Source organism: Microbulbifer mixtoriginis (SeqCode) (genome assembly GCF_052466715.1).
Map to the genome: position 1 here is coordinate 3,273,729 of NZ_CP174288.1, position 22,319 is coordinate 3,296,047.

22 protein-coding genes are annotated in these 22,319 nt (G+C 53.5%); 9 read left to right on the forward strand and 13 right to left on the reverse strand.

Annotated elements, in window-relative coordinates; genetic code table 11:
- Positions 1 to 11 precede the first annotated feature (11 nt).
- A complete protein-coding gene (gene rsmI / locus ACJJH9_RS14490) occupies positions 12 to 854 on the reverse strand; it encodes a 16S rRNA (cytidine(1402)-2'-O)-methyltransferase (RefSeq protein WP_444900066.1) in 843 nt (280 codons plus the stop codon).
- A 39-nt stretch (positions 855 to 893) separates the two neighbouring features.
- Here rsmI and ACJJH9_RS14495 point away from each other — a divergent pair, with 39 nt between their 5' ends.
- The 4 genes from ACJJH9_RS14495 (at position 894) to ACJJH9_RS14510 (ending at position 4,404) form a co-directional block, all read left to right on the forward strand.
- A complete protein-coding gene (locus tag ACJJH9_RS14495) occupies positions 894 to 2,807 on the forward strand; it encodes a penicillin-binding protein activator (RefSeq protein WP_444923196.1) in 1,914 nt (637 codons plus the stop codon).
- Positions 2,794 to 3,156: a YraN family protein gene (locus tag ACJJH9_RS14500; RefSeq protein WP_252082974.1), complete on the forward strand. Its 363-nt coding sequence runs from the start codon at positions 2,794 to 2,796 to the stop codon at positions 3,154 to 3,156. Before ACJJH9_RS14495 ends, ACJJH9_RS14500 begins: the two co-directional genes overlap by 14 nt.
- Positions 3,157 to 3,219: 63 nt before the next feature.
- Positions 3,220 to 3,810 (forward strand): SIS domain-containing protein, encoded by a 591-nt coding sequence (locus ACJJH9_RS14505; RefSeq protein ID WP_226645585.1) that lies wholly within the window; start codon positions 3,220 to 3,222, stop codon positions 3,808 to 3,810.
- A gap of 3 nt (positions 3,811 to 3,813) precedes the next feature.
- Complete coding sequence (locus tag ACJJH9_RS14510) at positions 3,814 to 4,404, forward strand: BON domain-containing protein (protein WP_252082975.1); 591 nt, start codon at positions 3,814 to 3,816, stop codon at positions 4,402 to 4,404.
- 128 nt (positions 4,405 to 4,532) lie between these two features.
- On the opposite strand, the gene ACJJH9_RS14515 is transcribed toward ACJJH9_RS14510, so the two are convergent.
- Positions 4,533 to 5,723, reverse strand: coding sequence for a thiolase family protein (locus ACJJH9_RS14515; protein ID WP_444886954.1), 1,191 nt, complete (start codon positions 5,721 to 5,723; stop codon positions 4,533 to 4,535).
- Between the two features lie 178 nt (positions 5,724 to 5,901).
- Between ACJJH9_RS14515 and ACJJH9_RS14520 the strand changes: the two genes are divergently transcribed.
- Together ACJJH9_RS14520 and ACJJH9_RS14525 are read left to right on the forward strand one after the other, a co-directional pair.
- Positions 5,902 to 6,498, forward strand: a complete 597-nt coding sequence (locus tag ACJJH9_RS14520) for a LemA family protein (RefSeq protein WP_444923197.1) — start codon at positions 5,902 to 5,904, stop codon at positions 6,496 to 6,498.
- Between the two features lie 3 nt (positions 6,499 to 6,501).
- Positions 6,502 to 8,397 carry a M48 family metallopeptidase gene (locus ACJJH9_RS14525; RefSeq protein WP_444923198.1) on the forward strand — a complete coding sequence of 632 codons (1,896 nt, stop codon included), beginning with the start codon at positions 6,502 to 6,504 and terminating at the stop codon, positions 8,395 to 8,397.
- 19 nt (positions 8,398 to 8,416) lie between these two features.
- On the opposite strand, the gene ACJJH9_RS14530 is transcribed toward ACJJH9_RS14525, so the two are convergent.
- The 9 genes from ACJJH9_RS14530 to zapE all read right to left on the reverse strand — a co-directional run bounded on the left by ACJJH9_RS14530 (position 8,417) and on the right by zapE (position 16,832).
- Positions 8,417 to 9,040 carry a Yip1 family protein gene (locus ACJJH9_RS14530; RefSeq protein WP_444889628.1) on the reverse strand — a complete coding sequence of 208 codons (624 nt, stop codon included), beginning with the start codon at positions 9,038 to 9,040 and terminating at the stop codon, positions 8,417 to 8,419.
- Positions 9,041 to 9,146: 106 nt separating this feature from the next.
- Complete coding sequence (locus ACJJH9_RS14535) at positions 9,147 to 10,325, reverse strand: GGDEF domain-containing protein (protein WP_444923199.1); 1,179 nt, start codon at positions 10,323 to 10,325, stop codon at positions 9,147 to 9,149.
- Between the two features lie 167 nt (positions 10,326 to 10,492).
- Entirely contained in the window at positions 10,493 to 10,888 is a 396-nt protein-coding gene (locus tag ACJJH9_RS14540) for a ClpXP protease specificity-enhancing factor (protein ID WP_252086012.1), read from the reverse strand.
- A gap of 25 nt (positions 10,889 to 10,913) precedes the next feature.
- Complete coding sequence (locus ACJJH9_RS14545; protein WP_252082981.1) at positions 10,914 to 11,540, reverse strand: glutathione S-transferase N-terminal domain-containing protein; 627 nt, start codon at positions 11,538 to 11,540, stop codon at positions 10,914 to 10,916.
- 104 nt (positions 11,541 to 11,644) lie between these two features.
- On the reverse strand, positions 11,645 to 13,846 hold the full coding sequence (locus ACJJH9_RS14550; RefSeq protein ID WP_444884042.1) for a ubiquinol-cytochrome c reductase: 2,202 nt from the start codon (positions 13,844 to 13,846) through the stop codon (positions 11,645 to 11,647).
- Positions 13,843 to 14,442, reverse strand: a complete 600-nt coding sequence (petA, locus tag ACJJH9_RS14555) for a ubiquinol-cytochrome c reductase iron-sulfur subunit (RefSeq protein WP_444884041.1) — start codon at positions 14,440 to 14,442, stop codon at positions 13,843 to 13,845. Before petA ends, ACJJH9_RS14550 begins: the two co-directional genes overlap by 4 nt.
- Before the next feature lie 301 nt (positions 14,443 to 14,743).
- Entirely contained in the window at positions 14,744 to 15,136 is a 393-nt protein-coding gene (gene rpsI, locus ACJJH9_RS14560; RefSeq protein ID WP_252082984.1) for a 30S ribosomal protein S9, read from the reverse strand.
- 15 nt (positions 15,137 to 15,151) lie between these two features.
- Entirely contained in the window at positions 15,152 to 15,580 is a 429-nt protein-coding gene (gene rplM / locus ACJJH9_RS14565; RefSeq protein WP_152454552.1) for a 50S ribosomal protein L13, read from the reverse strand.
- 127 nt (positions 15,581 to 15,707) lie between these two features.
- Positions 15,708 to 16,832 (reverse strand): cell division protein ZapE, encoded by a 1,125-nt coding sequence (gene zapE / locus ACJJH9_RS14570; protein ID WP_444923200.1) that lies wholly within the window; start codon positions 16,830 to 16,832, stop codon positions 15,708 to 15,710.
- A gap of 357 nt (positions 16,833 to 17,189) precedes the next feature.
- On the opposite strand from zapE, the gene ACJJH9_RS14575 reads away from it, so the two are divergent.
- The gene (locus ACJJH9_RS14575; RefSeq protein WP_252082986.1) at positions 17,190 to 17,630 is read left to right on the forward strand and encodes a Z-ring associated ZapG family protein; all 441 of its coding nucleotides are present in this window, start codon (positions 17,190 to 17,192) and stop codon (positions 17,628 to 17,630) included.
- A 91-nt stretch (positions 17,631 to 17,721) separates the two neighbouring features.
- Here ACJJH9_RS14575 and sat read toward each other — a convergent pair whose 3' ends face one another.
- Positions 17,722 to 18,912 carry a sulfate adenylyltransferase gene (gene sat, locus ACJJH9_RS14580; protein WP_444923201.1) on the reverse strand — a complete coding sequence of 397 codons (1,191 nt, stop codon included), beginning with the start codon at positions 18,910 to 18,912 and terminating at the stop codon, positions 17,722 to 17,724.
- Between the two features lie 604 nt (positions 18,913 to 19,516).
- On the opposite strand from sat, the gene ACJJH9_RS14585 reads away from it, so the two are divergent.
- Both ACJJH9_RS14585 and ACJJH9_RS14590 read left to right on the forward strand, forming a co-directional pair.
- Complete coding sequence (locus tag ACJJH9_RS14585) at positions 19,517 to 20,659, forward strand: S1C family serine protease (protein ID WP_444923202.1); 1,143 nt, start codon at positions 19,517 to 19,519, stop codon at positions 20,657 to 20,659.
- A gap of 27 nt (positions 20,660 to 20,686) precedes the next feature.
- Entirely contained in the window at positions 20,687 to 21,121 is a 435-nt protein-coding gene (locus ACJJH9_RS14590; protein ID WP_444923203.1) for a nuclear transport factor 2 family protein, read from the forward strand.
- Between the two features lie 24 nt (positions 21,122 to 21,145).
- On the opposite strand, the gene ACJJH9_RS14595 is transcribed toward ACJJH9_RS14590, so the two are convergent.
- Complete coding sequence (locus tag ACJJH9_RS14595) at positions 21,146 to 22,309, reverse strand: hypothetical protein (protein ID WP_444923204.1); 1,164 nt, start codon at positions 22,307 to 22,309, stop codon at positions 21,146 to 21,148.
- Positions 22,310 to 22,319: the final 10 nt, after the last annotated feature.

Here is a 22,319-nt window from a genome sequence, read left to right on the forward strand (position 1 = left end):
AAGACAGCGCCTTATTTTTGCTCCAGGCTCCAGTTATACAGAGCCTTCTTTTTAACACCGGTAATCTCCGCAGCAATAGCGGCGGCCTTTTTCGGTGGTAACTCGGCCAGCAACAGAGTCATCACTCGCTGCGCCTCTCCATCCAGCTCATTGTCGTGGCGACGCTCAGCACCACGCACCAACAATACAATCTCTCCTCGCTGCTGATTACTGTCGGAACGCACCCAATTTACCAACTCACCCAAAGGCATCAACTGGAATGTCTCGAAGGCCTTGCTCACCTCTCGTGCTATGACCGCTTCGCGCTCAGCGCCAAAAATCTCTGCCATCGCCTGCAAGGTATCTGCGACCCGGTGGGGCGCCTCATAGAAAACCAGAGTGCGACTGTCTGATGCCAACTCCTGTAATGCTCGCTCACGGGGGCCGGATTTGGCGGGTAGAAAACCCTCAAAGCTAAATCGGTCACTGGGTAAGCCGGCAGCACTCAGTGCGGCGACAAAGGCACAGGCGCCCGGGATTGGCACCACGCGAATACCCTTTTCTCGCGCCTCGCGCACCAGACGATAGCCGGGGTCGGAGATTAGTGGGGTACCGGCATCGGAGATCAGCGCCACCGTTTGCCCTTGCTCCAGGCGCTGTAGTATCTGCCCCGTACGCTTGCCATCGGAATGATCGTGATAGGCCATTAGCGGCGTATCGATATTGAAATGGGAAAAGAGTCTCTGACTGTGACGTGTGTCCTCTGCCGCAACCAGATCGGCGCATTGTAGAACTTCAATCGCTCGCGGTACCATATCGGCCAAATTACCGATGGGCGTAGCAACAATATATAGCAGCGCCTGATCCGGCCCCATAGCTGTTCACTCCAAATATAAATATTGCGGGAGAAGAATATGTTCGCCTCTTCCCGGCGTACCTCTACTGTGATCACCAGCGTGGCAGCCGCCGCTCTGACACTGGCCTTAGCTGCCTGCCAGACACCAGCCTCACGGCCTGGGGGCTACCAGCCCTCCTATCCGGCAAACCACCAAGTCAGCCGCAGTGATGCCCTGCGGCTGCTGCGCCGCTCAGATACCCTGCCGGCACCCGCTAGGGACCAACAGCGTCTGCAAGCGGCGGCTATTCTATACGAGCTGGGCGACAAAGAGACGGCCAAAGACGCAGTAACCCAAATAATTCCCGAGCAGCTCAACGACACTCTGTTTGCCAGCTACGCCCAGGTTTACGGCCATCTACTGGTTGATAATGACGATTTCTTCGAGGCTTTAGACCTAGCAACCTCGACGCGCCTCGACAGCGTCTGGAGGCAACTACCCCACGATACCGCCCTGCCGTTGCGAAACCTGCGTGCCGACCTATGGGGGCTTTTGGGAGACTTGGATAGCGCTATATCTGAGCGCCGCGAGATTTCCTACCTGGCCCAATCTGATGAAAGCATCACCGAGAACAACAACGGTTTCTGGCAGCTGTTAACCCAGCTGCCCTCCAGCGAACTTCAGCAGCGCGCTAACAGTAGCAGCGATACCCAGATGCGCGGCTGGTATCAGCTCGCCCTGCTGGGGCGCGATACCCAGGCCGATATCAGCTCTCAACTCACCGCCCTGAGCCGCTGGCGGGAGCGCTGGCCAGCACACAGTGCCAATTCCCACCCACCCGAGGCACTGCAACTACTGGAACGCCTAGCTGCGCAGCGGGCAGATAATATTGCCTTATTATTGCCTATCAGTGGCTCACTGGGCAGTGCCGGCCGCGCGATTCGCGATGGTTTTATGGCCGCCCACTACACCGCCTTAAAAGCTGGTGCAGCAACGCCTCGGGTATTGGTGTACGACACCGGTACCGAGCAACCTTTCGAGGAGATTTATCAAAATGCTGTAGACGCGGGAGCGCAGTTTATTGTCGGCCCACTCGATAAAAGTAAGGTCGCTAATTTACTGGCCACTGAAAAGTTACCCGTCCCCACACTCGCACTGAACTATGGTGACAGGGGCCGACTTACTGGCGACCTGGTCCAATTTGGACTGGCAGTTGAGGATGAAGCTCGCCAGATTGCTCGTCACGCCTATCGCCAGGGACATCGCCAAGCGATGGTTTTGAGCACCAATAGCAGCTGGGGACAGCGTGGTGCCGAAACGTTCGTGGAGGAATGGCAGCAACTCGGCGGCTCCGTAAGCATCAATGAAACCTTCACTAATAACAGCAAATTTTCTGACCTGGTCAGCGATGTCCTACTCATTCCCGACAGTAAGGCACGCAAGAAGGCACTCCAGGGACGCCTGTCGGCGCCACTGGAGTTCACCCCTCGCCGGCGCGGTGATGTCGACATGATCTTTGTTACCGCCCTGCCACAGCAGGCACGACAGCTCAACCCCATGTTGACCTACTTCTATGCTGGAGACCTGCCGGTTTATGCGACCTCACATGTTTTTGCCGGCCAGGCTAACCCAAATCGCGATCGAGATATCAATGGCGTGCGCTTTACCGCACTGCCCTGGTTGTTTGAAGACAGTGAAACCAAACGGAATATCGAAGAGCAGGTAGCCCCGCAGGCTGCATTCGCCCGCCTTTACGCTCTGGGCGCAGATGCTTTCCGCCTCTACCCGCGCCTGCCAATGTTGCGCCAGTTCCCAGAGCAAAAAGTACACGGCCTCACCGGCGCACTGAGCCTAAGCACCGACGGGCGCATAGTGCGCGAGCAGATGTGGGCTCAAATTGAAAAAGGTGTGCCGGTACCGATTACAACCATAGAACCCCCGATGCCAGCGCGACAACCCAGCCTACAAGCGGATAATAGTGAAACTTTTTAAAGGCTCCGCAGGCAGTATCGGCGCCCACATGGAGGGCGCCGCGGCACGCTATTTACAGCGTGCCGGACTCACCCTGATCGAACGAAATTACCGAAGTCGCCACGGAGAGATAGACCTTATCGCCCGTGAAAGTGATACTGTAGTGTTTGTGGAGGTGCGCTTCCGCCGCAACAACCGTTTCGGCGGGGCCGGAGCCAGTGTAGATATTCGCAAGCAACAGAAACTGCTCGCCACTGCTCACGGCTATTTGCAACAACACAAACTGGACTGTCCCTGCCGCTTCGATGTCCTTGCTATAGAGGGCGATGCGCAAAACATTCAGTGGATTAAAAACGCCTTCGAAGCTTGAGGCAAAACCGAGATTTACCTTGCCAAGTATGGCGAACTCCAGTTCGCCAGTATTAAGGACACAATGGAACAGCGAGTCGTAACCCTTTTTCACCACAGCCTGGAAGCCACCATGAACGCCGGTGAGATACTGGCGCCCCTGATTGCGGAAGCCAGTGAGATGGTGGTGCACACACTGCTGGCAGAGAGCAAGGTGCTGCTCTGCGGCAATGGGGTCAGCGGCGCCCTGGCACAGAGTTTTTGCTCTCAACTTACCGGGGGGTTCCAGCGCGAGCGCCCTGGCCTGCCCGCCATGGCCCTTAACAGTGACGGCGTCTCCATGGGCACCGTTGCGCAAAATCACGGCAGCGCCGATACCTTTGCGCACCCAGTGCGCGCCCTGGGACAACCCGGCGACCTTTTGGTAATTATCAGCAGTGATGGTCGCGACTCAAATCTCGTTCAAGCCATGCGCGCTGCACGGGATCGCGATATGGGCATACTGGCGCTGACCGGTGGCGACGGTGGCGATTGTGCAGCCCTGCTAGACACGCACGATATTGAACTGCGAGTGCCTTCTGATGTCGCAGCAGAGGTACACCAGGTGCACCTTCTGACTATTTTTTGCCTGTGTGATCTAATCGACAGCAGCCTTTTTGGTGGCTACGAGGACTGAACCATGAAAAAAAACCAACTTTCCTTGGGAAAACGCCTTCTCTCTGCCCTTGCCGCAACCGCATTACTCGGTGGCTGCAGCACCGTTATGGAGGCCACCCACGATGGCCCCATTCAACAAGATCCCGGCAAGCGTTCACTGGGCACCTATATCGATGACGAGAGAATCGAAACGATAGTGACGGTCAATATCAATAAGGCACATCCGGATCTGAAGACCTCAAATATCGATGTGACCTCCTTTAACGGAGTCGTGCTACTCACTGGACAGGTGCCCGATCAGGAACTGCGCCTACTCGCCGGGCGCACTGCCAGCCAAGTACAAAATGTTCGCCAGGTTTACAATGAAACTCAGGTTCGCGGTAAAGTTACTTTTCTAGCCTCTACCAGCGATACCTGGCTGACCACCAAAGTAAAAACCAACTTACTCGCTCACAAAGAAATTGATGGTGCGCGCATTAAAGTCGTGACGGAAAACGGAGTCGTTTACCTGATGGGACTGCTCACCCCAGCCGAGGCCGAGCGCGCTGCTGACCTCACCCGCTCGATTGGCGGGGTTCAGAAAGTGGTGAAAGCGGTGGAATATATCAACTAACAACACATCCACTGCGCGCTACTGTAGCTAGGCCTTAATAAGAGCCTGGTGATATCGGTCAAAAAGAACAAGCGCAAAAAAACGGAGGCAAAAGCCTCCGTTTTTTATTTCTAACTATCGTGCGGGACCTATACCCGCTCAATCGCTACTGCTGTGGCCTCACCACCGCCGATACAGAGGCTCGCCACCCCTTTTTTCACATCACGCTTTTCCATCGCCGCTAGCAAGGTCGTCAGGATTCGGGCACCGCTGGCGCCCAGGGGATGCCCCAATGCACAGGCGCCGCCATTCACATTGACCTTCTCCCAGGGCAGATCCAGCTCGCGCATGGCCGACATGGTCACCACAGCAAAGGCCTCATTGATTTCAAACAGGTCTACATCGCTGACGGACCAACCGGAGTTTTCCAGCAGCTTGTGCATGGCGCCCACCGGAGCGATGGTGAACCACTCGGGTTCGCGGGCAAACTGAGCCTGTGCCTTGATCACCGCCAACACTTTGAGACCGCGCTTCTCCGCTTCACTCTTGCGCATCAGCACCAGGGCGGCGGCGCCGTCAGAAATAGAGCTGGAGTTGGCTGCGGTGACAGTACCATCCTTGCGGAAGGCCGGCTTCAGCTGGGGAATCTTATCTGGGCGGGCATTGCCGGGAGCCTCATCCGTATCAACCTTTACCTCGCCCTTACGAGAAGCGATGGTCACTGGGGCGATCTCACGAGCGAAACTGCCACTCTCGATGGCTGCCTGGGCCCGAGCCAGGGATTCCAGTGCGAAAGCATCCTGCTCCTCACGGGTAAAGCCGTATTTTTCGGCCGTACTCTCGGCAAAGGTGCCCATCAACTTGCCATCTGCCGCGTTTTCCAGGCCGTCAAGAAACATTGAATCCTTGACCTCGCCGTGTCCCAAGCGCATGCCGGAGCGAGCTTTGGCCAGCAGGTATGGGGCATTACTCATGCTCTCCATACCGCCGGCAACGATAACTTTGCCTTCACCCAAGAGTAGTGCGTCGCGGGCCATCATCACGGTCTTCATACCGGAGCCGCAGACCTTATTAACTGTGGTAGTGGGCGTGCCTTCGGGAATACCCGCAGCCAGGGAAGCCTGGCGGGCAGGCGCCTGCCCAACACCGGCCGGAAGCACACAGCCCATCAGTACTTCATCGACATCGGCAGGAGACACGCCGGCGTCTTCCAGCGCCGCGCGAATGGCCGCGGCGCCCAGCTGCGGCGCGCTCAACGCCGACAGGCTCCCCTGCATAGCACCCATTGGGGTGCGTGCCATTCCAACGATCACTACTGGATCTGAGGTTACATCGCTCATTCTGTCTGCTCCCAGTTCAGCGCCGCCATCCCTGTCGTGGCGGCAATTGTTTTTAATGTCGCGGCATTATAGCCGAAGCCATACCCCGTTCCGCCAGAACCCCGGGGCAATACGTCTCGATCGCCACAGGGGCATGTTACTATCGACGCCAATCACAAGAAAAAGTGGCGAGGGGATTATGGAGATTTCAAGCATCGTCGTTCTGGTTGTTTTGGCCGCACTGTTGTTCTACGGGATCGGCATCTTCAACCGGCTGGTATCCCTAAAAAATCGCAACGAGAATGCCTTCGCTCAGATTGAGGTGCAGCTTAAGCGCCGCCACCATCTGATCCCCAACCTGGTGGAAACCGCCAGGGGCTACTTACAGCATGAGAGGGATACCCTTGAAGCGGTGGTCAGTGCACGCAACACCGCCATTAGCGACCTGAAGGCCGCGGCAGCCAGCCCTTCCAACGCCAGCGCGATCGACAACCTCGGCCGTGCTGAAAGTGCCCTAAACAGCGCTCTGGGCCGCTTCAATGCTGTTATGGAGGCCTATCCAGATCTCAAGGCCAACCAGAATATGATGCAGCTCAACGAGGAGCTGAGCAGCACCGAAAATAAGGTTGCCTTTGCCCGCCAAGCCTTTAACGACGCAGTCACCAATTACAACATTTACAAACAGAGCTTTCCCCCCGTTCTACTGGCGGGATTCTTTGGTCACCGCGCCGACGGCCGCTTACTGGAGTTTGCCGACAGCGAAGCCATCCAGGTAGCACCACGAATCGAGTTTTAAGCGATGAACTTCTTCGAGTACCAGGATAAGGCCAGGCGCAACAGCGGCTTGTTAGTCGGACTCTTTACGTTGGCGTTAATTCTGCTGGTTGGATTGACCACCTTGGTGGCTGCCGCTGCGGTTTCGTATTCCCGCGGCCAGGCTTTTTCCCCACTGGCGATCGAGCAGCTGCTCGGCTGGCAGACAGTGGGCTACATAGCACTTACCATTGTGGCTATCGTGGCCCTGGGCAGCCTGTACAAACTGCAGCAGCTGGCCGCCGGCGGTAAAGTGGTAGCTGAGTCGCTGGGCGGGCGCAAACTCAATATCGCCCCTCAGGGCCCTGCCGAACAGCGCGCCCTGAATGTGGTAGAGGAGATGGCCATCGCCTCCGGTACCCCGGTGCCAGATGTGTACCTGATTGAAGATCAAGCCATCAATGCATTCGCCGCCGGCTACAAGCCTTGCGATGCGGTGATCGGTCTTACACGCGGCTGCATTGAAAATCTCAACCGAGACGAGCTGCAGGGCGTGGTGGCGCATGAGTTCAGCCATATCCTCAATGGCGACACACGTCTGAATATCCGTATCGTCGGCCTACTGAACGGCATATTGATTATCGGCCTGCTGGGTCACTGGCTGGTGCGAGGCGTCTACCCCAACAGTAGAGATAACCGCGGTCGTATACCTCTGTTTGCTTTGGGCGTAGCTCTGATGGTGTTGGGCTATGCAGGCACATTACTCGGCAACCTAATCAAATCCGCTGTGAGTCGGCAACGGGAATATCTTGCAGACGCCTCTGCGGTCCAGTTCACCCGCAACAACGCAGGTATTGCCAACGCCCTCAAGAAAATTGGCGGCTACAGCACAGGCTCAAACCTCAGCAGTGGCAGAGCGGCTGAGTTCAGTCATATGTTTTTTAGCAGCGGCCTAAAGCGCTCTTTTTTCAACCTGTTCGCCAGCCACCCTCCCCTGAGCAAACGCATAGCGCGGCTAGAACCGAGCTGGAATGGCCTCTACCTCAATGAGCGAAGCTCCACTGCACAAACACAAACTAAAGAAACAAATTCCGGATCAACTATCCATTTCGTCGACTCAGCCCCCTTCCAGGTCGCCCTGGAAGCGGTGGACAACAGTATTGCCTGCCCCAGTGCACAACAAGTGCAATACGGCCGTCAGCTACTGGAATCTATCCCCTCCGCTATCCTGCAGGCTGCTCACGACCCCTTCATCGCTCGTGCTCTGATTTATCATCTGCTGCTGCACAGCGGGGAGAGCGAGCGCGAGACCCAGATGGTGCTATTGAAGAAAATCGCCCATCCCGCGGTAGTAAGAGAAATGCACAAGTTAGCTCCACAACTAAAAGCCCTGCCCGACAATGCGCGTCTGCCGCTTTTAGATCTCTGCGTACCCGCACTCAAAGTACTGGTTCCACAGCAATACCAGGTATTCAAGAGAAACCTGATTAAACTATTGCGCAGCGATGGAAAGATTGAGATCTGGGAGTGGGCCCTGTATCGAGTATTGATGCACGCCATGGAAGAGAGTCCCGATCGGCAACGCCTTTCCAACAAGAAAGGCGCTGGTAACGATGCCTCTCGTTTCCTGATCGCAGCCATTGCCCATGCGGGTAATAGCGAGTACCTACCGGCAAAACGCGCCTACGAGCAGGGGCTAAAGTTTTTACAGCTAGAGGTTACTCCACTGCCAAGCCGCAAAGATATCGATCTGCAACATCTGGACAAAGCGATCGCTATAGCCTGTCAAATGAAGCCTTTAGAAAAGCCCTTACTGCTAAAAGCGTTGGTTTACACTCTAAACCACAATGGCATTATCAAGGCGGAAGAGATTGAGTTGCTCAGAGCGGTAGCGGACAGCCTGGATTGCCCTATGCCGCCCCTAGTATTAAAACAAAACTAGCCTGGCAAATTATTTACTCTTAAGGCGCGTGGTGCTGATAGATTGGGCCTATGCCCACACTCCATAAAATAACGGAGGTGATTAGCACTGTGACCATCAACACCAAGGCCACGGTCAACACTGCGCAAGCATAAAGGAAGGCCCGCTCTTTATTCATATTCATCAAAATGGGGATGCCTGCAAACACCAGATAGATGGAATACATACCCGCAATTCCGACCGCAGCCATGGTCAACCAGGGGTGTGGGAAAAGCACGACAATGCTGGCAAGAAAAATCGGTGTGGTGATAAAAACGGCGAGTGCTGTACCTTCATAGTGCCTAGTGGGCTCATCCCCCTCGACCCCATAGGACCTGGCCATCCAGTTGATAAATTCCCCTAGGAAATAAACACCAACCAAAAGAGCAAAATAGGTAACGATTGATAAAACCGCCGCACTCTCAGGGGTCAGCTTCGCCAAGTGCCCGCCTACTTCAAACCCGACCCTAGTTACACCAAAATAACCGGCAACTGTAGGTATCAAAGCTAGAAATGGCACATGGGTCATGAACACCTGGAAGAAAGAATGCCTGTCCGCCCGTATAGCCTTCCACTCTTTCTCTGGGTTGGTCAAAATACCAATAGTGTGACTGAGTAACCGCACGCTTATTCTCCCTTTAATACCCTGCTTTGCAGTATCGGGGGTCGGCGCGAAAATAACCAATGCAAATAAGAAATTAAGCGCCACTTTCAAATCAGGTTGATTTATATCAAAGGTGGATACTCATGCGATTTCGACCACTGCGCTTAGCTTTATAAAGTGCCTGGTCCGCAGCTTTTAGAATCTCCTCAGCCCTTCTCAATCTCCTGCTTTTCTGGGCAAGGCCGATACTAACGGTTACCTTGACTTGCTGGCCCGTACGGTTCTCAGAACGCCAAAATTTATTCCCAGAGCTACGTTTTCCTGAGCGCAGATGCATAGGGTAAGAGGCAATTTTCTCCCGCATAAATTCCAGCTGTTTCTCTGCCGCTTCCCGGTCACGCCCCGGTATCAGCAACACAAATTCCTCACCACCGTAGCGAAATAATTGCCCCGGTGCATATCTGGCGATTTGGGTAGCCACCATCCGCAACACCTGATCTCCAAGCTGATGCCCAAAGCGGTCGTTCAGCTTTTTAAAATGATCGATATCAATCATCGCAATGCAATAGTGCCACCCCGGTGTAAGCATTTGATAGCGAAACGCCCTCCGAGACTTAACCCCGGTCAATTCATCGCGAAAAGCCAACTCATAACTACTCCCAAGCAACGAAGTTAGAAGAAGTAAGCCCGCTACAGACATCAGAGGAATCAAGGGCATACCACCCCAGACCCCATAAAGCATAAGCAGGTTGCAACTTAGCAACCCCATGGCCGTTGGTCCTGGGTAAAGGATCAATAGAGCGAATGCCCCCATTGAAGCCGCCATACAGGCCAAAAGTGGTAGCGGAGAGGTGAACGATTCAAAGGCTAACGACCAAGCCGGCAAGTGTGGCAACGAAAACTGCTGTAACAGTGGACCAAAGTTCTGTTGCATCCAAAAGAGCCCCATCCCCTGCCCAAGAAGCGCCAATAGCCAGACACCACCCAAATAGCCCCAGATACTACGATCGCGGCTACAACCAAATAGCATCAGATTGAGAGCTATCAACCCCAGGTAAATGGGTTGGTCCTGCTCCCACCCCAATAACCAGTCCAGGCGAGTCGCCCCATAGAAAGCCATCAGCAGCAATGCAGCCAAACCAACCCGGCTGGAGTGATAAAAAAAGCTGAGTAGCAGCGCCCCTACCAACAGGAGAAATGGCAGCTGGGCATTGTGCAGAAAGGCCAAATCAAGCCAGGGTAAGTATTGGACAAGCGGTAAACCCAGAAGCAGCCCAGGTATCCAGCTAAAACGCAGCCACTGCAAATACGACGGCATGGTGATGAATAGGAACTAAAAAATAACAGGCAATTTTACGTAACTAGCAAGCACGTATTCTCAGAAGTAACTCACAGAAATAGAGAGGAGCGAAAATAAGCTAGAGTAAAAACAACAAAGGGGGCAAAATCGCCCCCTTCGAAATCCTGATGCGATTACTTCACCACCCTTAAAGAGGGCTTTTTCACCGACTTTTTGCCTAAACTGGTAGGCGGTGTCGGCTCCGGCGGTTCCGGGGTCTCTTCAGGCTCGAACACCATGCCCTGCCCATTTTCACGGGCATAGATACCGATAACCGCCCCTACCGGGACTTGTATATCGGTAGGCACGCCACCAAAACGCGCATTAAATCTGATCGCATAGTTATCCATGGTCAGGCCAACCACAGCACTTTCCGAGACATTCAGCACAATCTGGCCGTCGTCGTTAACATGCTGTTGAGGCACCAAGACTCCAGACAAATGGGTATCCACCAGAATATAGGGAGTGCACCGGTTATCGGTTATCCACTCATAGAACGCCCGTAAAATGTAAGGGCGATTGGATGTCATAGCCGGCTTACTCACAAAAGTGTCCTCAACGCATTTCCCGTTCGTACTCAGTCAGGCTCTGCTGGAAGGCTTCGCGAGCAAATAGGCGATCCATATAATCCAGTAACGGCTTAACCTGCTTGGTTTTAGGCAAACTGACTTCAAACTGCTCAAGACGCCACAGCAGCGGGGCCATGCAGCAATCGACCAGAGAGAACTCTTCATTAAAGAAATAGGGCAACTCGGTAAACATCGGCGCAATACCAACGAAGCTATCGCGCAGTTCTTTACGCGCAGAAGCTACATCTTTGCCGCCGGCCAAGATTTTATCTACCAAGGGGCACCAGTCACGCTCGATGCGGTGCATAATCTGGCGGCTCTGTGCACGGGCAACCGGATACACAGGCAGCAACGGCGGATGCGGGAAACGCTCGTCCAGATATTCCATCATCACCTTGGTTTCGAACAATACTAAATCGCGATCTACCAGGGTGGGCAAAGAATTATAGGGATTGAGGTCAGCGAGCTCGGCTGGTTTATCATCGGGATCAACATCAATGATGTCGACGGAAACTCCCTTTTCTGCAAGCACAATGCGCACGCGGTGGCTGTAGTGACTGCGACCATCGGAAAAGAAGGTCATCGAGGAGCGCTTGTTGGTAGGCACACCCATGTTCAATCTACCTCAAACTAGTTGGTCGGCGAGCGCCAACCTTTTCAAAATATAAAAGGGTGGCGGAGCAACTCCACCACCCATCAAAGAGAAACCGGCGAAACTTAGTGGTGTATGTCTTTCCAGTACTCGCGGTTCAACAGCCAGGCGAAGATAAAGAATACAAAAATAAACGCCAGCACGTAGAAACCAATGCGCTTGCGATCTTCAGCCATAGGCTCGGCAATGTACTCCATAAAGTTAACCAAGTCATACATAGCCTGGTCGAACTCTTCAGGATTCATGGAGCCCTTCACACTACCGACTTTCAGACTGCCACAATCCGCATCCATAATGGGGTTGCCCAACTCATCGCGCACAATCTTGCCGTGGTCGCGCTTAGGACCCGGGGCACATTCCGGCAAACCCTGCAGCTCCATCAAAACATGGGGCATAGCAACACTGGGGAATACCAGATTGTTCACACCGGTAGCCCGGCTGTCATCCTTGTAGAAACTGCGGAGATAAGTGTAGAGCCATTCCGGTGAGCGGGAGCGGGCCACCAGCGTCAGGTCCGGAGGTGTGGCACCGAACCACACCTTGGAGTCATCCGGACGCATGGAGATCTCCATCAGGTTACCAATCTTATCGTTGCCCAGAACCAGGTTCTGCATCATCAACTCGTTGGGGATATCCAGATCGGTGGCAACGCGCTCCCAGCGGGAGTAGTTGGCACTGTGACAACCCATGCAGTAGTTGACGAAGTACTTGGCACCGCGCTGCAGAGACGGCTTGTCCTGCAGGTCGATATTGATGTGGTCCAGCTCAACACTGGACTCGGCACCTACGGCCTTAATCGGGATAAGGGTCAGCAGTCCGACAACCACGATACCAATAAACAGGATACCGAAAGTCTTGGCGCCAGACGGGCTGGTTACACGCTCAGGTTCCGGATATACGTCATCGCGGTTAGTAATCCACGGCAGAGCGGCAAAGAAGCCCGCCAGTAGAAGGGTTACCACAGCCATGAAAGTATTCACAGAGAGATTGGCAACGGCCATCCACAGGAACAGCACACCGAAGCCGATGCTTACAACCCAAGAACCAATGCCTTTTTTGCTCTTCGGATTCGTCCAGACCGGCATGGTCAGGAAGAAGGCGAAGTAGAACAGAGTCGCCACCTGAGACAGGAAGTTGCGTTCAGGGGTCGGAGATTTAACACCAAGATAACCGAGGATAATAAATACCGCAGCGAACACCAGCAGTAATGCCTTGGGCAACCAGCCTTTGTAGCGGATGGAACGCACCGGGCTCTTATCCAGCCAGGGCAGCACAAACAGCACCGCAATAGCAGCACCCATAGCAACAGTACCGAGGAACTTAGCCGGCAGAGGGCCAATATCCATAGTTACTGCGCGCAAAACTGCATAGAAGGGTGTGAAGTACCAAACCGGGGCAATATGTGGCGGTGTCTTCAGCGGGTTTGCCTCTTCGAAGTTAGCGTACTCCAGGAAGAAGCCACCCATCTCCGGGAAGAAGAACACCACGGTTGCGAAGATAAACAGGAATACCGCAATACCCACCAGGTCGTGAACCGAGTAGTAAGGGTGGAAAGGCACGCCGTCTTTAGGAATACCGTTCTCGTCTTTGTTCTTCTTGATCTCGATACCGTCTGGGTTGTTAGAGCCCACTTCGTGCAGCGCAAGAATGTGCAATACCACCAACAATACCAGCACCAACGGCAACGCAATGACGTGCAGAGAGAAGAATCGGGTCAGAGTAATACCTGAAATCAGGTAGTCACCACGAATCCACTCCACCAGGGTGTCACCGATGCCGGGTATCGCACCAAACAGGGATACGATCACCTGGGCACCCCAGTAGGACATCTGACCCCAGGGCAGTACGTAACCCATAAAGGCTTCGGCCATTAGCACCAGGTAGATACACATACCGAAGATCCACACCAGCTCGCGGGGCGGCTTATAAGAGCCGTACATCAGACCGCGGAACATATGCAGATACACCACCACGAAGAAGGCAGACGCACCTGTCGAGTGGAGATATCGTATCAACCAGCCCCACTCCACATCGCGCATGATGTATTCAACGGAGGCAAAGGCGCCCTCTGCAGAGGGGTTAAAACTCATTACCAGCCAAATACCGGTCAACAACTGGTTGACCAGTACGAGCAGGGAGAATACGCCGAAGAAGTACCAGAGGTTAAAGTTTTTGGGCGCATAGTACTTGCCCATATGCTTATCCCAGGCCTGGTAGATCGGCAGACGCTGATCAACCCAGTCACCGAAATTTGCTAGCCATTTCATGCAGCGCCCTCCTGGTCTACACCAATCACGATTACAGCATCGCTCTCATAGGAATAAGGCGGAACCTCCAGATTGGTAGGTGCCGGAACACCGGCGTATACACGGCCAGCCATATCGTATTTGGAACCGTGGCAGGGACAGAAGAAACCGCCCATCCATTCGTCACCACCCAGGTCGGCAGCACCGACTTCGGGGCGGTACATAGGCGCACAGCCCAGGTGAGTACACAGACCAACCAGAACCAACAACTTCGGCTTGATAGAGCGGTTTTCCGGGTTTACATAAGCCGGCTGGATAGACTCTTCGGAATTGGGATCTCGCAATAGCGGCTCCACCTTTTCCAGGTCCTGTAAAATCTCGTCAGTACGACGGACCACATATACCGGCTTGCCGCGCCACTCAACGGTGACCATCTGACCCGGCTCAAGTTTGCTAATGTTGTACTTAACCGGAGCGCCCGCAGCTTTCGCCTTGGCACTCGGCTTCCAGGAAGCGACGAAAGGCACGGCCACCCCAACCGCACCCGCACCACCAACTACAGAGGTAGCAGCGGTTAAAAAACGGCGCCGTCCTACATTTACACCGTCATCACTCATGACGTAGTTCTCCCATCACAGCGATCCCGGACAGACCGGAAATGCGCTGGCCCAAACCCAAAAAGTCTTGAAAGAAGTCCCGCTCCGGCAGATTGCCCGCGCGAATAAACCCCACAAATCAAGCGGATACAAATCCGCGCAATGTTAAAGAAAATGCCATTTTGATACAAGGCAAAGACCTGGGGAACGCCTGGAATTGCGCGGTGAAATTGCGAGAAATTGAACAATTCCCAAATGGGTATTCAAAATCACAACTACCGGATAGAAAAAAGCCCGGCAATTGCCGGGCCCAAAAGAAAGCTTAACGCTTGGAGAATTGCGGCTTCTTACGCGCTTTGCGCAGACCCACTTTCTTACGCTCAACCTCACGGGCGTCGCGGGTAACAAAACCAGCGGCGCGCAGCGGTTGACGAAGCTCCTCATCGTACTGCATCAGGGCGCGGGTCAGGCCGTGACGGATTGCACCCGCCTGACCAAAGGAACCACCACCTTTTACAGTTGCGATGATGTCGAATTTCTCGACCATGTCTACTTTTTCCAGCGGCTGACGCACGATCATGCGAGCCACCTGGCGGCCAAAGTATTCGTCCAGGTCGCGACCATTTACGCTGATCTTTCCTTCACCGGGCACGATAAATACACGAGCGGTGGAGGTCTTGCGGCGGCCGGTACCGTAGTATTGAGTAGTTGCCATCAGATTTCTTCCCGTTTAGATCGCCAGTTCAATCGGCTGTTGTGCCGCGTGAGGATGTTCACTACCGCCGTATACTTTCAGCTTCTTGAACATGGCGCGACCCAGAGGACCCTTCGGCAGCATGCCTTTAACGGCGCTTTGAATGGTACGCTCGGGCGCTTTCTCGATCAGCTTTTCAAAGCTGATGGACTTGAGACCACCGGGATAGCCGGAGTGGCTGTGGTAGATCTTGTCTTTGGCCTTATTGCCGGTCACGCGAACCTTCTCGGCATTGATCACAATAATGTAATCGCCAGTGTCCACGTGGGGCGTGTATTCAGGCTTGTGCTTGCCACGCAGGCGGTGGGCGATCTCGGCAGAAATACGGCCGAGGGTCTTGTCCGCAGCGTCAACAATGTACCAGTCGCGTTTTACCGCTTCTGGCTTGGCACTGTATGTCTTCATGTTATAAACACCTGTAATATGACCCCCTGGTTTTAGGGGCCGTCCCACAAAAGAGCGCGGATAGTACAAAAGGAGTGCTCGCTTTTCAAGCGATTTCTGGGGCGCCCACCCTTCTCGGCAAGCGAGGCTATTCCGGGCGATGCGCCCTCTCCAGGTACTCCCTGGACTGCATTTCCAATAACCGGCTGACCGTGCGCTCAAACTCAAAACGCAGGTGCTGCCCTCCATATAATTCTTCGGCCAGTACCTCTGCAGAGATCACCAACTTGACGCAGCGATCGTAGAATTCATCCACCAAATTGATAAAGCGGCGCGCCTGGGCATCCATGCGCTCATCAAACTTCGGTACCGCCGCCAACAGCACTGTATGAAATTCCCGAGCCAACTCTATATAGTCATTTTGCGAGCGAGGACCATCGCACAGATCTGCAAAATTGAACCAGGCAACATCATCTGCCACCTTCAGTGCGCGGATAGGACGCCCCTCAACCTGCAAGTCGACATCACTGCGCACCTCACAACCATCCACGATCAGACGGGAGAAACTGTTGGACAGGTTTTCGTCTGCCGCTCTGTCGAGTGGAGCATGGTATAGCTCCAGTAACTCCAGGGTGCGCAGCCGGTAGTCGGTGCCACCATCGACATTCACCACCTTGGTATGTTGCTGAAGGAGTTCTATAGCTGGCAGAAAACGGGCTCGCTGTAGACCATCTTTATAGAGCCCTTCCGGCACGATATTAGAGGTGGCCACTAGAACCACCCCACGGCGGAACAAGGCATCCAAAAGGCCCGCCAGGATCATAGCGTCAGCGATATCGGAGACAAAGAACTCATCAAAACAGAGCACACGCGCCCTTCGCGCAATCTTGTCGGCTACCTTTTCCAGCGGGTTTTTCTCCCCGGCATACTCCTTCAGATCCTGGTGAACCTGGCGCATAAACCTGTGGAAATGGGTGCGCTGCTTCTGCTCAAAAGGCAGGGACTCATAGAAGGCATCCATCAGATAGGTTTTACCGCGTCCCACCCCACCCCAGAAGTAGAGCCCGCGCTCAGGCCCAACATCGGCGCCGCGCAGACGTGAGACTAGCCCGGCAAGAAACCCTCGCTCAGCCCTTGCCACCAGGCGCAGGTGCAGATTTTGCAGCTCCTGAACCGCTGCCCTCTGGGACGAGTCCTCCAAAAATTCAGGGCGCTGCAGGTCATTCTCATAGCGCTCAAGAGGGGAAAGTAAGAGAGGTTTGGCGGGCAACATAGATGAAAATTTCTTCAACAGCTAAATCACAGGCGCGCACTCTACCAAATTCACCACAAAGCCGCCTAGGCGACAAAGGTACAACATCGGTGGACCCAGCCAGGCCCTACCCGTGTCCGATTCGCCAGCCTATACCGGCAATTCGGAACTGGCGGTAAATTGGCGTGTCGCAAATAACTAACAACCTTAATTGTCAGATTAATAATCGCGTATACTGGGCCCGCTAACATTGGGCGACAGTCACTTAACATTGACCATCCAGGGCCTCAGACAGTATCGCGGTCCAAATAACCGCCATCCATAATCATGCACCAGGGATCGCCAGTGCCATATAAGAGCAAGTTCGGGAGGTAGGAAGTGCACTCTACATCGGTATTAATTTTAGTTGGCATTCTCGGAATGACGCTGGGTGCTTTTTTAGCCTACCTGGCGATTCGCGGGCGCTCCAGTATTGACCGCACCCAAGAGCTGGAACAGCGCCTGCGAGAGGCCAATAGCAAGCTCGAGGATTTCCAGCTACAGGTCAATGAACACTTTGACCAAACTTCTCAGCTGGTTCACAACCTGACCGAAAGTTACAAAGACGTTCACGAGTATCTATCCAATAGCGCTTTACGCCTCTCCAACCAGGATATAGGCCGACAAATGCTTGAAGCCGGTAGCGGCAAACTGAAAGAAGACGACAAGCAACTTCAAGAGATGGAACCACCGAAAGACTGGGCACCGAAAGAGCCCGGCGCCAAAGGCACCCTCGATGAAGATTATGGCCTGGAGAAAGAGGCCCACGCAGGCAGCTAACAAGTAACAAGAACCCAATAAGCTCTATTTTTCGCAACGGTGTAAAATCGAAAAAGGCGGGATACCCCGCCTTTTTCATTGAGCTGTAAACTTACAGACTCCGATAATAATCCATCAGGATCTGCGCCACTTCCGGGCGGGAGAACTCCGGAGGCGGCGCAATGCCATCCCCCAGCATTTCACGTACCTTGGTTCCAGACAGCAGAATAAAGTCTTCCTTAGTGTGATCGGGCACATCACGCATCATCACAACTTTATTGAGCTTCTTTGAGTAAGCCGTGTGATCGGCTCGGAAGATTTCGATTTCCAAAGCACCCTCAGGTACCTTCTCATCGAAAATAGTCTGCGCATCGAAGGCACCGTAGTAATCTCCAACACCAGCGTGATCTCGACCTACAATCAGGTGGCTACAACCACAGTTCTGGCGGAACAACGCGTGCAGCACGGCTTCGCGAGGACCAGCATAGAGCATGTCAAAACCGTAACCGGTCACCATTACGGTATTAGCAGGGAAGTAGAGCTCGACCATCTTGCGAATCGAGGCATCGCGTACCGGCGCGGGGATATCACCGGGCTTTAACTGCCCCAGCAACATATGAATCAGGACACCATCCGCTTCTACCGCTTCGAGAGCCATCTTACACAGCTCTTCATGGGCGCGATGCATAGGATTGCGGGTTTGGAAGGCCACCACTTTGCTCCAACCACGCTCGGCAAACTCGTTGCGAATTTCTACCGCTGTGCGGAAGGTATCCGGGAAGTCGTTAATAAAATAACTAAAGTTCAGTACTTCGATAGGGCCAGAAATTAACTGGCGACCAGCGGATTTAAAGGTGGCTACACCGGGATGCTTATCATCCAGGGTGCCAAAGACCTGCTCGGCCATAGCATCCATCTGCTCATCGGATACGGTTTCAATCGATTCCACATCCATGATCGCCAGCACCGGGTTACCCTCAACATTCGGGTCCCGCAAAGCGATTCGAGATGCCCCCTCAATAGCACTGGTGTCTTCAACAACATTCAACACCGGCACAGGCCAAAAGAGGCCGTCGACTGTGCGCAAGGTGGCAGCAACACTCAGCGCATCGGCCAAGCTCATATAACCGTGTAAGGGGTTGAAATAGCCCGCTCCCAGCATGACTGCATTAGCAGCAGCGGCAGAGCTAACCACAATAGAGGGCAACGACTCCGCCTCATGCATCAGCTGGTGATGCCGCTCGCTGTCATAAACAAAGCGAGGCTGCAGCTCAACACTGCCGTGGGGACGAACTAAGGACATTTTGGTCTCCAAATACAAAATTTGCCGGTTAGTCAATTATCGGCTGGCCATTATACGCATCTATAAAGGCTGACCAATGTCAAACCTATACAGAGTGGGGGAGTATAGCTCCCCCTATAGCCCACCAAACAACAATACTGCTCTAAGAAATTGATGCTCTACCAAAACACAATTTTTACAGATCGTACATATATTCGAAGTAAAGGCTGCGGTTAATCTAGCCAGGAAATAAGCGCTGGGAAAATATCCCTGAATATCCATTTGGGGCTGTCAACATCAATAGGGGATAGATATAAAAACTGGGGCGAGAAAGGTCAGCTTACCACCCCCGATCAAACTCAATAAGCCTCGTGGGGATCACAGGGTAACTATAAGCACTGGCAAGCATATGAATGGACTGGCTTGCAGGCTCCTAAACAGAGGTCATTGATGCTGATCTTTTAAATACCCCCACTAACGCACCCTCAATAGTCACTGGGGGGATAGAAAACTCCTCGCAGACCCCCTAACTCACCCTGAACCAATCACCGAAACTGCAGCAAGGCTGTACTCGGCGAATCCCCAGCGAGAGGTGTGTATAATCAGCGCAAATGAGGAGTCTCGAGTGTCCCAAAATCGCTTTTTACAGGATTGGGCCCTGCCTGCCCTGATAGGTTTGGCTATGGCCGCACTACTATTGGTCATATTTCCGCAGTTGCGCGGCACAAACCCCACACCTCCCCAGGAGGATTGGCAGGGGCCGGCTTCCTATGCCCAAGCAGTCAATATGGCTGGTCCCGCTGTAGTTAACATTTATACCCGCATGGCACTACCACAGCGGCAACACCCACTATTTAATGACCCTCTTTTTCGCCGTTTGTTCGACAATATGAATGTCCCACAGAGGGAACGCATGCAGTCGAACCTCGGCTCTGGGGTTATTGTCAGTGACAACGGCTATATTCTCACCAACCACCATGTGGTCGACCAGGCAGACGCTATTGTCATCCTGCTCGCCGATGGCCGCGAAGCACAGGCTCGCATGGTCGGTAGCGATGCCGACTTTGACTTGGCTGTTTTGAAAATCGAACTCGACAACCTAACTTCTATCTCAGTTGGTGAGCCCGAATCCGCTCAAGTAGGCGATGTAGTTCTGGCTATTGGCAACCCTTTCGGGGTTGGCCAGACGGTCACCCAAGGCATCATTAGCGCCAAGGGACGCCACTTGGAAAACTCCGGCACCGGAAGCCACCTACAGAATTTCTTGCAAACTGACGCCGCCGTGAACCCGGGTAACTCCGGCGGCGCATTGGTGGACTCCCGCGGGCGCCTGCTCGGTATTAACACTTCTATTCTCAACCAGTCCGGCTACTCCGGCGGGATCAGCTTCGCCATTCCCGCCAATATCGCTTTTAAAGTAATGCAGGACATTATTGCTTACGGCCGCGTTGTACCCGGCTGGCTAGGCATCGAAGCCAGCGCAATCAGCCCGCAGATGGCTAAGGAATTCAATCTCCTCTCCACCGGTGGCGTCATGATTACTGCCATCTACAATGAGAGCCCAGCTCATAACGCCGGACTCAAACCTGGAGATGTGATCACCCATATCGATGGACTCCCCATTGGCGACGGAAAGCAAGGTGAGGCCACCATGGCAACCCTGCGTCCTGGAGACACCATATCCATTACCTTCACCCGAGAGGGGCAGTCTCATACGGTGGAAGCTACCGTGTCAGTCAAGCCTGACACAACAACCCCTGTGAAATAGCCTGCCGGGGAACAAGGAAGACAACCTATGCGCACAATCATCCTTTCCATCCTCGCGACTCTTGTTGCCGGGCAATGCTGGGCCGATGACAAAGAGGAACTCCAAAAACTACTACATTATTTTATCGATAATGCTGCCAGCAGTGCCGAGGCCCATCAGCGCTTTTGGGCTGATGACCTTGTCTATACCAGCTCCGCGGGAAAGCGATTTGGCAAAGCAAAAATCATGCAGGGCATGGAGACAGCTGGCGATGAGCCCATAATAGTGAACTACGCCGCAGAGGATATCGATATTCGCCTACTTGGAGATACGGCAGTAGTAGCTTTCAAATTAGTGGCCAACGATAGTGTCAAAGGAAAGAAAAACTATTATTTAAATACAGGCACTTTTGTGAAACGCCAAGGAGACTGGTTTGTAATCGCCTGGCAGGCAACCCAAATTCCCAGAGAAGGAAGCCAGTAGAAATAGAATATTGCGTGGGCCAGGCTAGTCCCCGGCCCGCCTTTCGCGCCAATTCTCGCGAACATTAGCCATAAATCGGGATTCACTGGGTACATTCGCCCGGGCAATTAGCCCCCTAGCAAAAGTCTCTACCTCCTCCCTGCTTCTCCCCTCTCCGGAAAAAGAAGCTCGCACCTTAATAAATTTATCCTTGCGTACAAATAAATAGGTATGGGTATCAAAGCGCTCCCCATCTGCGGCGAGGAAATAACCGGAAAGCCTGGTCACGGGCATGTCCTGCCCCTGTACGCGCCATATTTCTGAAGCCTCCTCGCTGAGATCCAACACCTGCCACTGAGCCTCCCTCTCGACCAGCTCAAGCTCCTGGCGAACCCTATCCAGCTCCTCAACCTGCGCCTGCTTCAGATCTCCCCACTCCCAATTGGGGATTGGGTAGACAAAAACATCTACAGAATCGAACTGAAACTGACGGTGCACGTAGCGCGTTTGAGCCCCAAATAACGGGTGGCTAGCAAGCACAAGGGGGTTGCTCACATACTCACCGACAGACTCCGGCAAATTCAGAGCCGAGTGGTAGTCACTCGCTCCAATGGATTGATAGAGATACTCCGGAGCCATAACCCTATCTTCCTGCAGTAAAGCTATCAGCTCCCCTGCTACCACTTTGGCTAAATCTTGCTTTGCGGCAAGCGGAGAAGTAAACAGGCTTATTGTTGTTGTGAACGGAAACTCTAATTGATAACGCTTCAAGGGTAGGCCGTGCCAAGTCAGGATTGCATCGATATGGATATCCTGCGTGGTACGCATAGGAGCCAACATCAAAGTGGCACCTGCTATAACCGCCTCGCCGATATCCTCTATCCCCTCCTCAGAATAACCGGCAGAAGTTACCAGTAACTGGTAAGGAATATCGTCGTTACCAGAGTGCACAGAACTAAAGGCTGTGGAGGCTTCCAGCTGCCCCAATAGTTCCGTGTAGTCCACTACACCATACTGACAATATTTGAGCAGAGAACTTTCGGAATAGTCGTTACAGCGCCGTTCAAAATCCTCACCAGGCATCTTGGCGAACAGGGATAGGGCGGGAAGGCTCTGCTCAAACCCTGAATATTTTTCAACGCTATATTCATCAGTCGTCGCACAACCAACCAGGCTAAGGGCGGCTAAACACAGAAGTAATTTACGCATGATGTGCCTT

Bases quoted from the DNA above. Each gene is read 5' to 3' on its own strand.
- petA (WP_444884041.1), bottom strand. From the start codon at position 14,442: ATGAGTGATGACGGTGTAAATGTAGGACGGCGCCGTTTTTTAACCGCT.
- rpsI (WP_252082984.1), bottom strand. From the start codon at position 15,136: ATGGCAACTACTCAATACTACGGTACCGGCCGCCGCAAGACCTCCACC.
- rplM (WP_152454552.1), bottom strand. From the start codon at position 15,580: ATGAAGACATACAGTGCCAAGCCAGAAGCGGTAAAACGCGACTGGTAC.
- ACJJH9_RS14510 (WP_252082975.1), top strand. From the start codon at position 3,814: ATGAAAAAAAACCAACTTTCCTTGGGAAAACGCCTTCTCTCTGCCCTT.
- ACJJH9_RS14545 (WP_252082981.1), bottom strand. From the start codon at position 11,540: ATGGGTGTGCCTACCAACAAGCGCTCCTCGATGACCTTCTTTTCCGAT.
- ACJJH9_RS14550 (WP_444884042.1), bottom strand. From the start codon at position 13,846: ATGAAATGGCTAGCAAATTTCGGTGACTGGGTTGATCAGCGTCTGCCG.
- ACJJH9_RS14520 (WP_444923197.1), top strand. From the start codon at position 5,902: ATGGAGATTTCAAGCATCGTCGTTCTGGTTGTTTTGGCCGCACTGTTG.
- ACJJH9_RS14515 (WP_444886954.1), bottom strand. From the start codon at position 5,723: ATGAGCGATGTAACCTCAGATCCAGTAGTGATCGTTGGAATGGCACGC.
- sat (WP_444923201.1), bottom strand. From the start codon at position 18,912: ATGTCCTTAGTTCGTCCCCACGGCAGTGTTGAGCTGCAGCCTCGCTTT.
- ACJJH9_RS14590 (WP_444923203.1), top strand. From the start codon at position 20,687: ATGCGCACAATCATCCTTTCCATCCTCGCGACTCTTGTTGCCGGGCAA.
- ACJJH9_RS14595 (WP_444923204.1), bottom strand. From the start codon at position 22,309: ATGCGTAAATTACTTCTGTGTTTAGCCGCCCTTAGCCTGGTTGGTTGT.
- ACJJH9_RS14540 (WP_252086012.1), bottom strand. From the start codon at position 10,888: ATGACATCCAATCGCCCTTACATTTTACGGGCGTTCTATGAGTGGATA.
- ACJJH9_RS14505 (WP_226645585.1), top strand. From the start codon at position 3,220: ATGGAACAGCGAGTCGTAACCCTTTTTCACCACAGCCTGGAAGCCACC.
- rsmI (WP_444900066.1), bottom strand. From the start codon at position 854: ATGGGGCCGGATCAGGCGCTGCTATATATTGTTGCTACGCCCATCGGT.
- ACJJH9_RS14525 (WP_444923198.1), top strand. From the start codon at position 6,502: ATGAACTTCTTCGAGTACCAGGATAAGGCCAGGCGCAACAGCGGCTTG.
- zapE (WP_444923200.1), bottom strand. From the start codon at position 16,832: ATGTTGCCCGCCAAACCTCTCTTACTTTCCCCTCTTGAGCGCTATGAG.
- ACJJH9_RS14495 (WP_444923196.1), top strand. From the start codon at position 894: ATGTTCGCCTCTTCCCGGCGTACCTCTACTGTGATCACCAGCGTGGCA.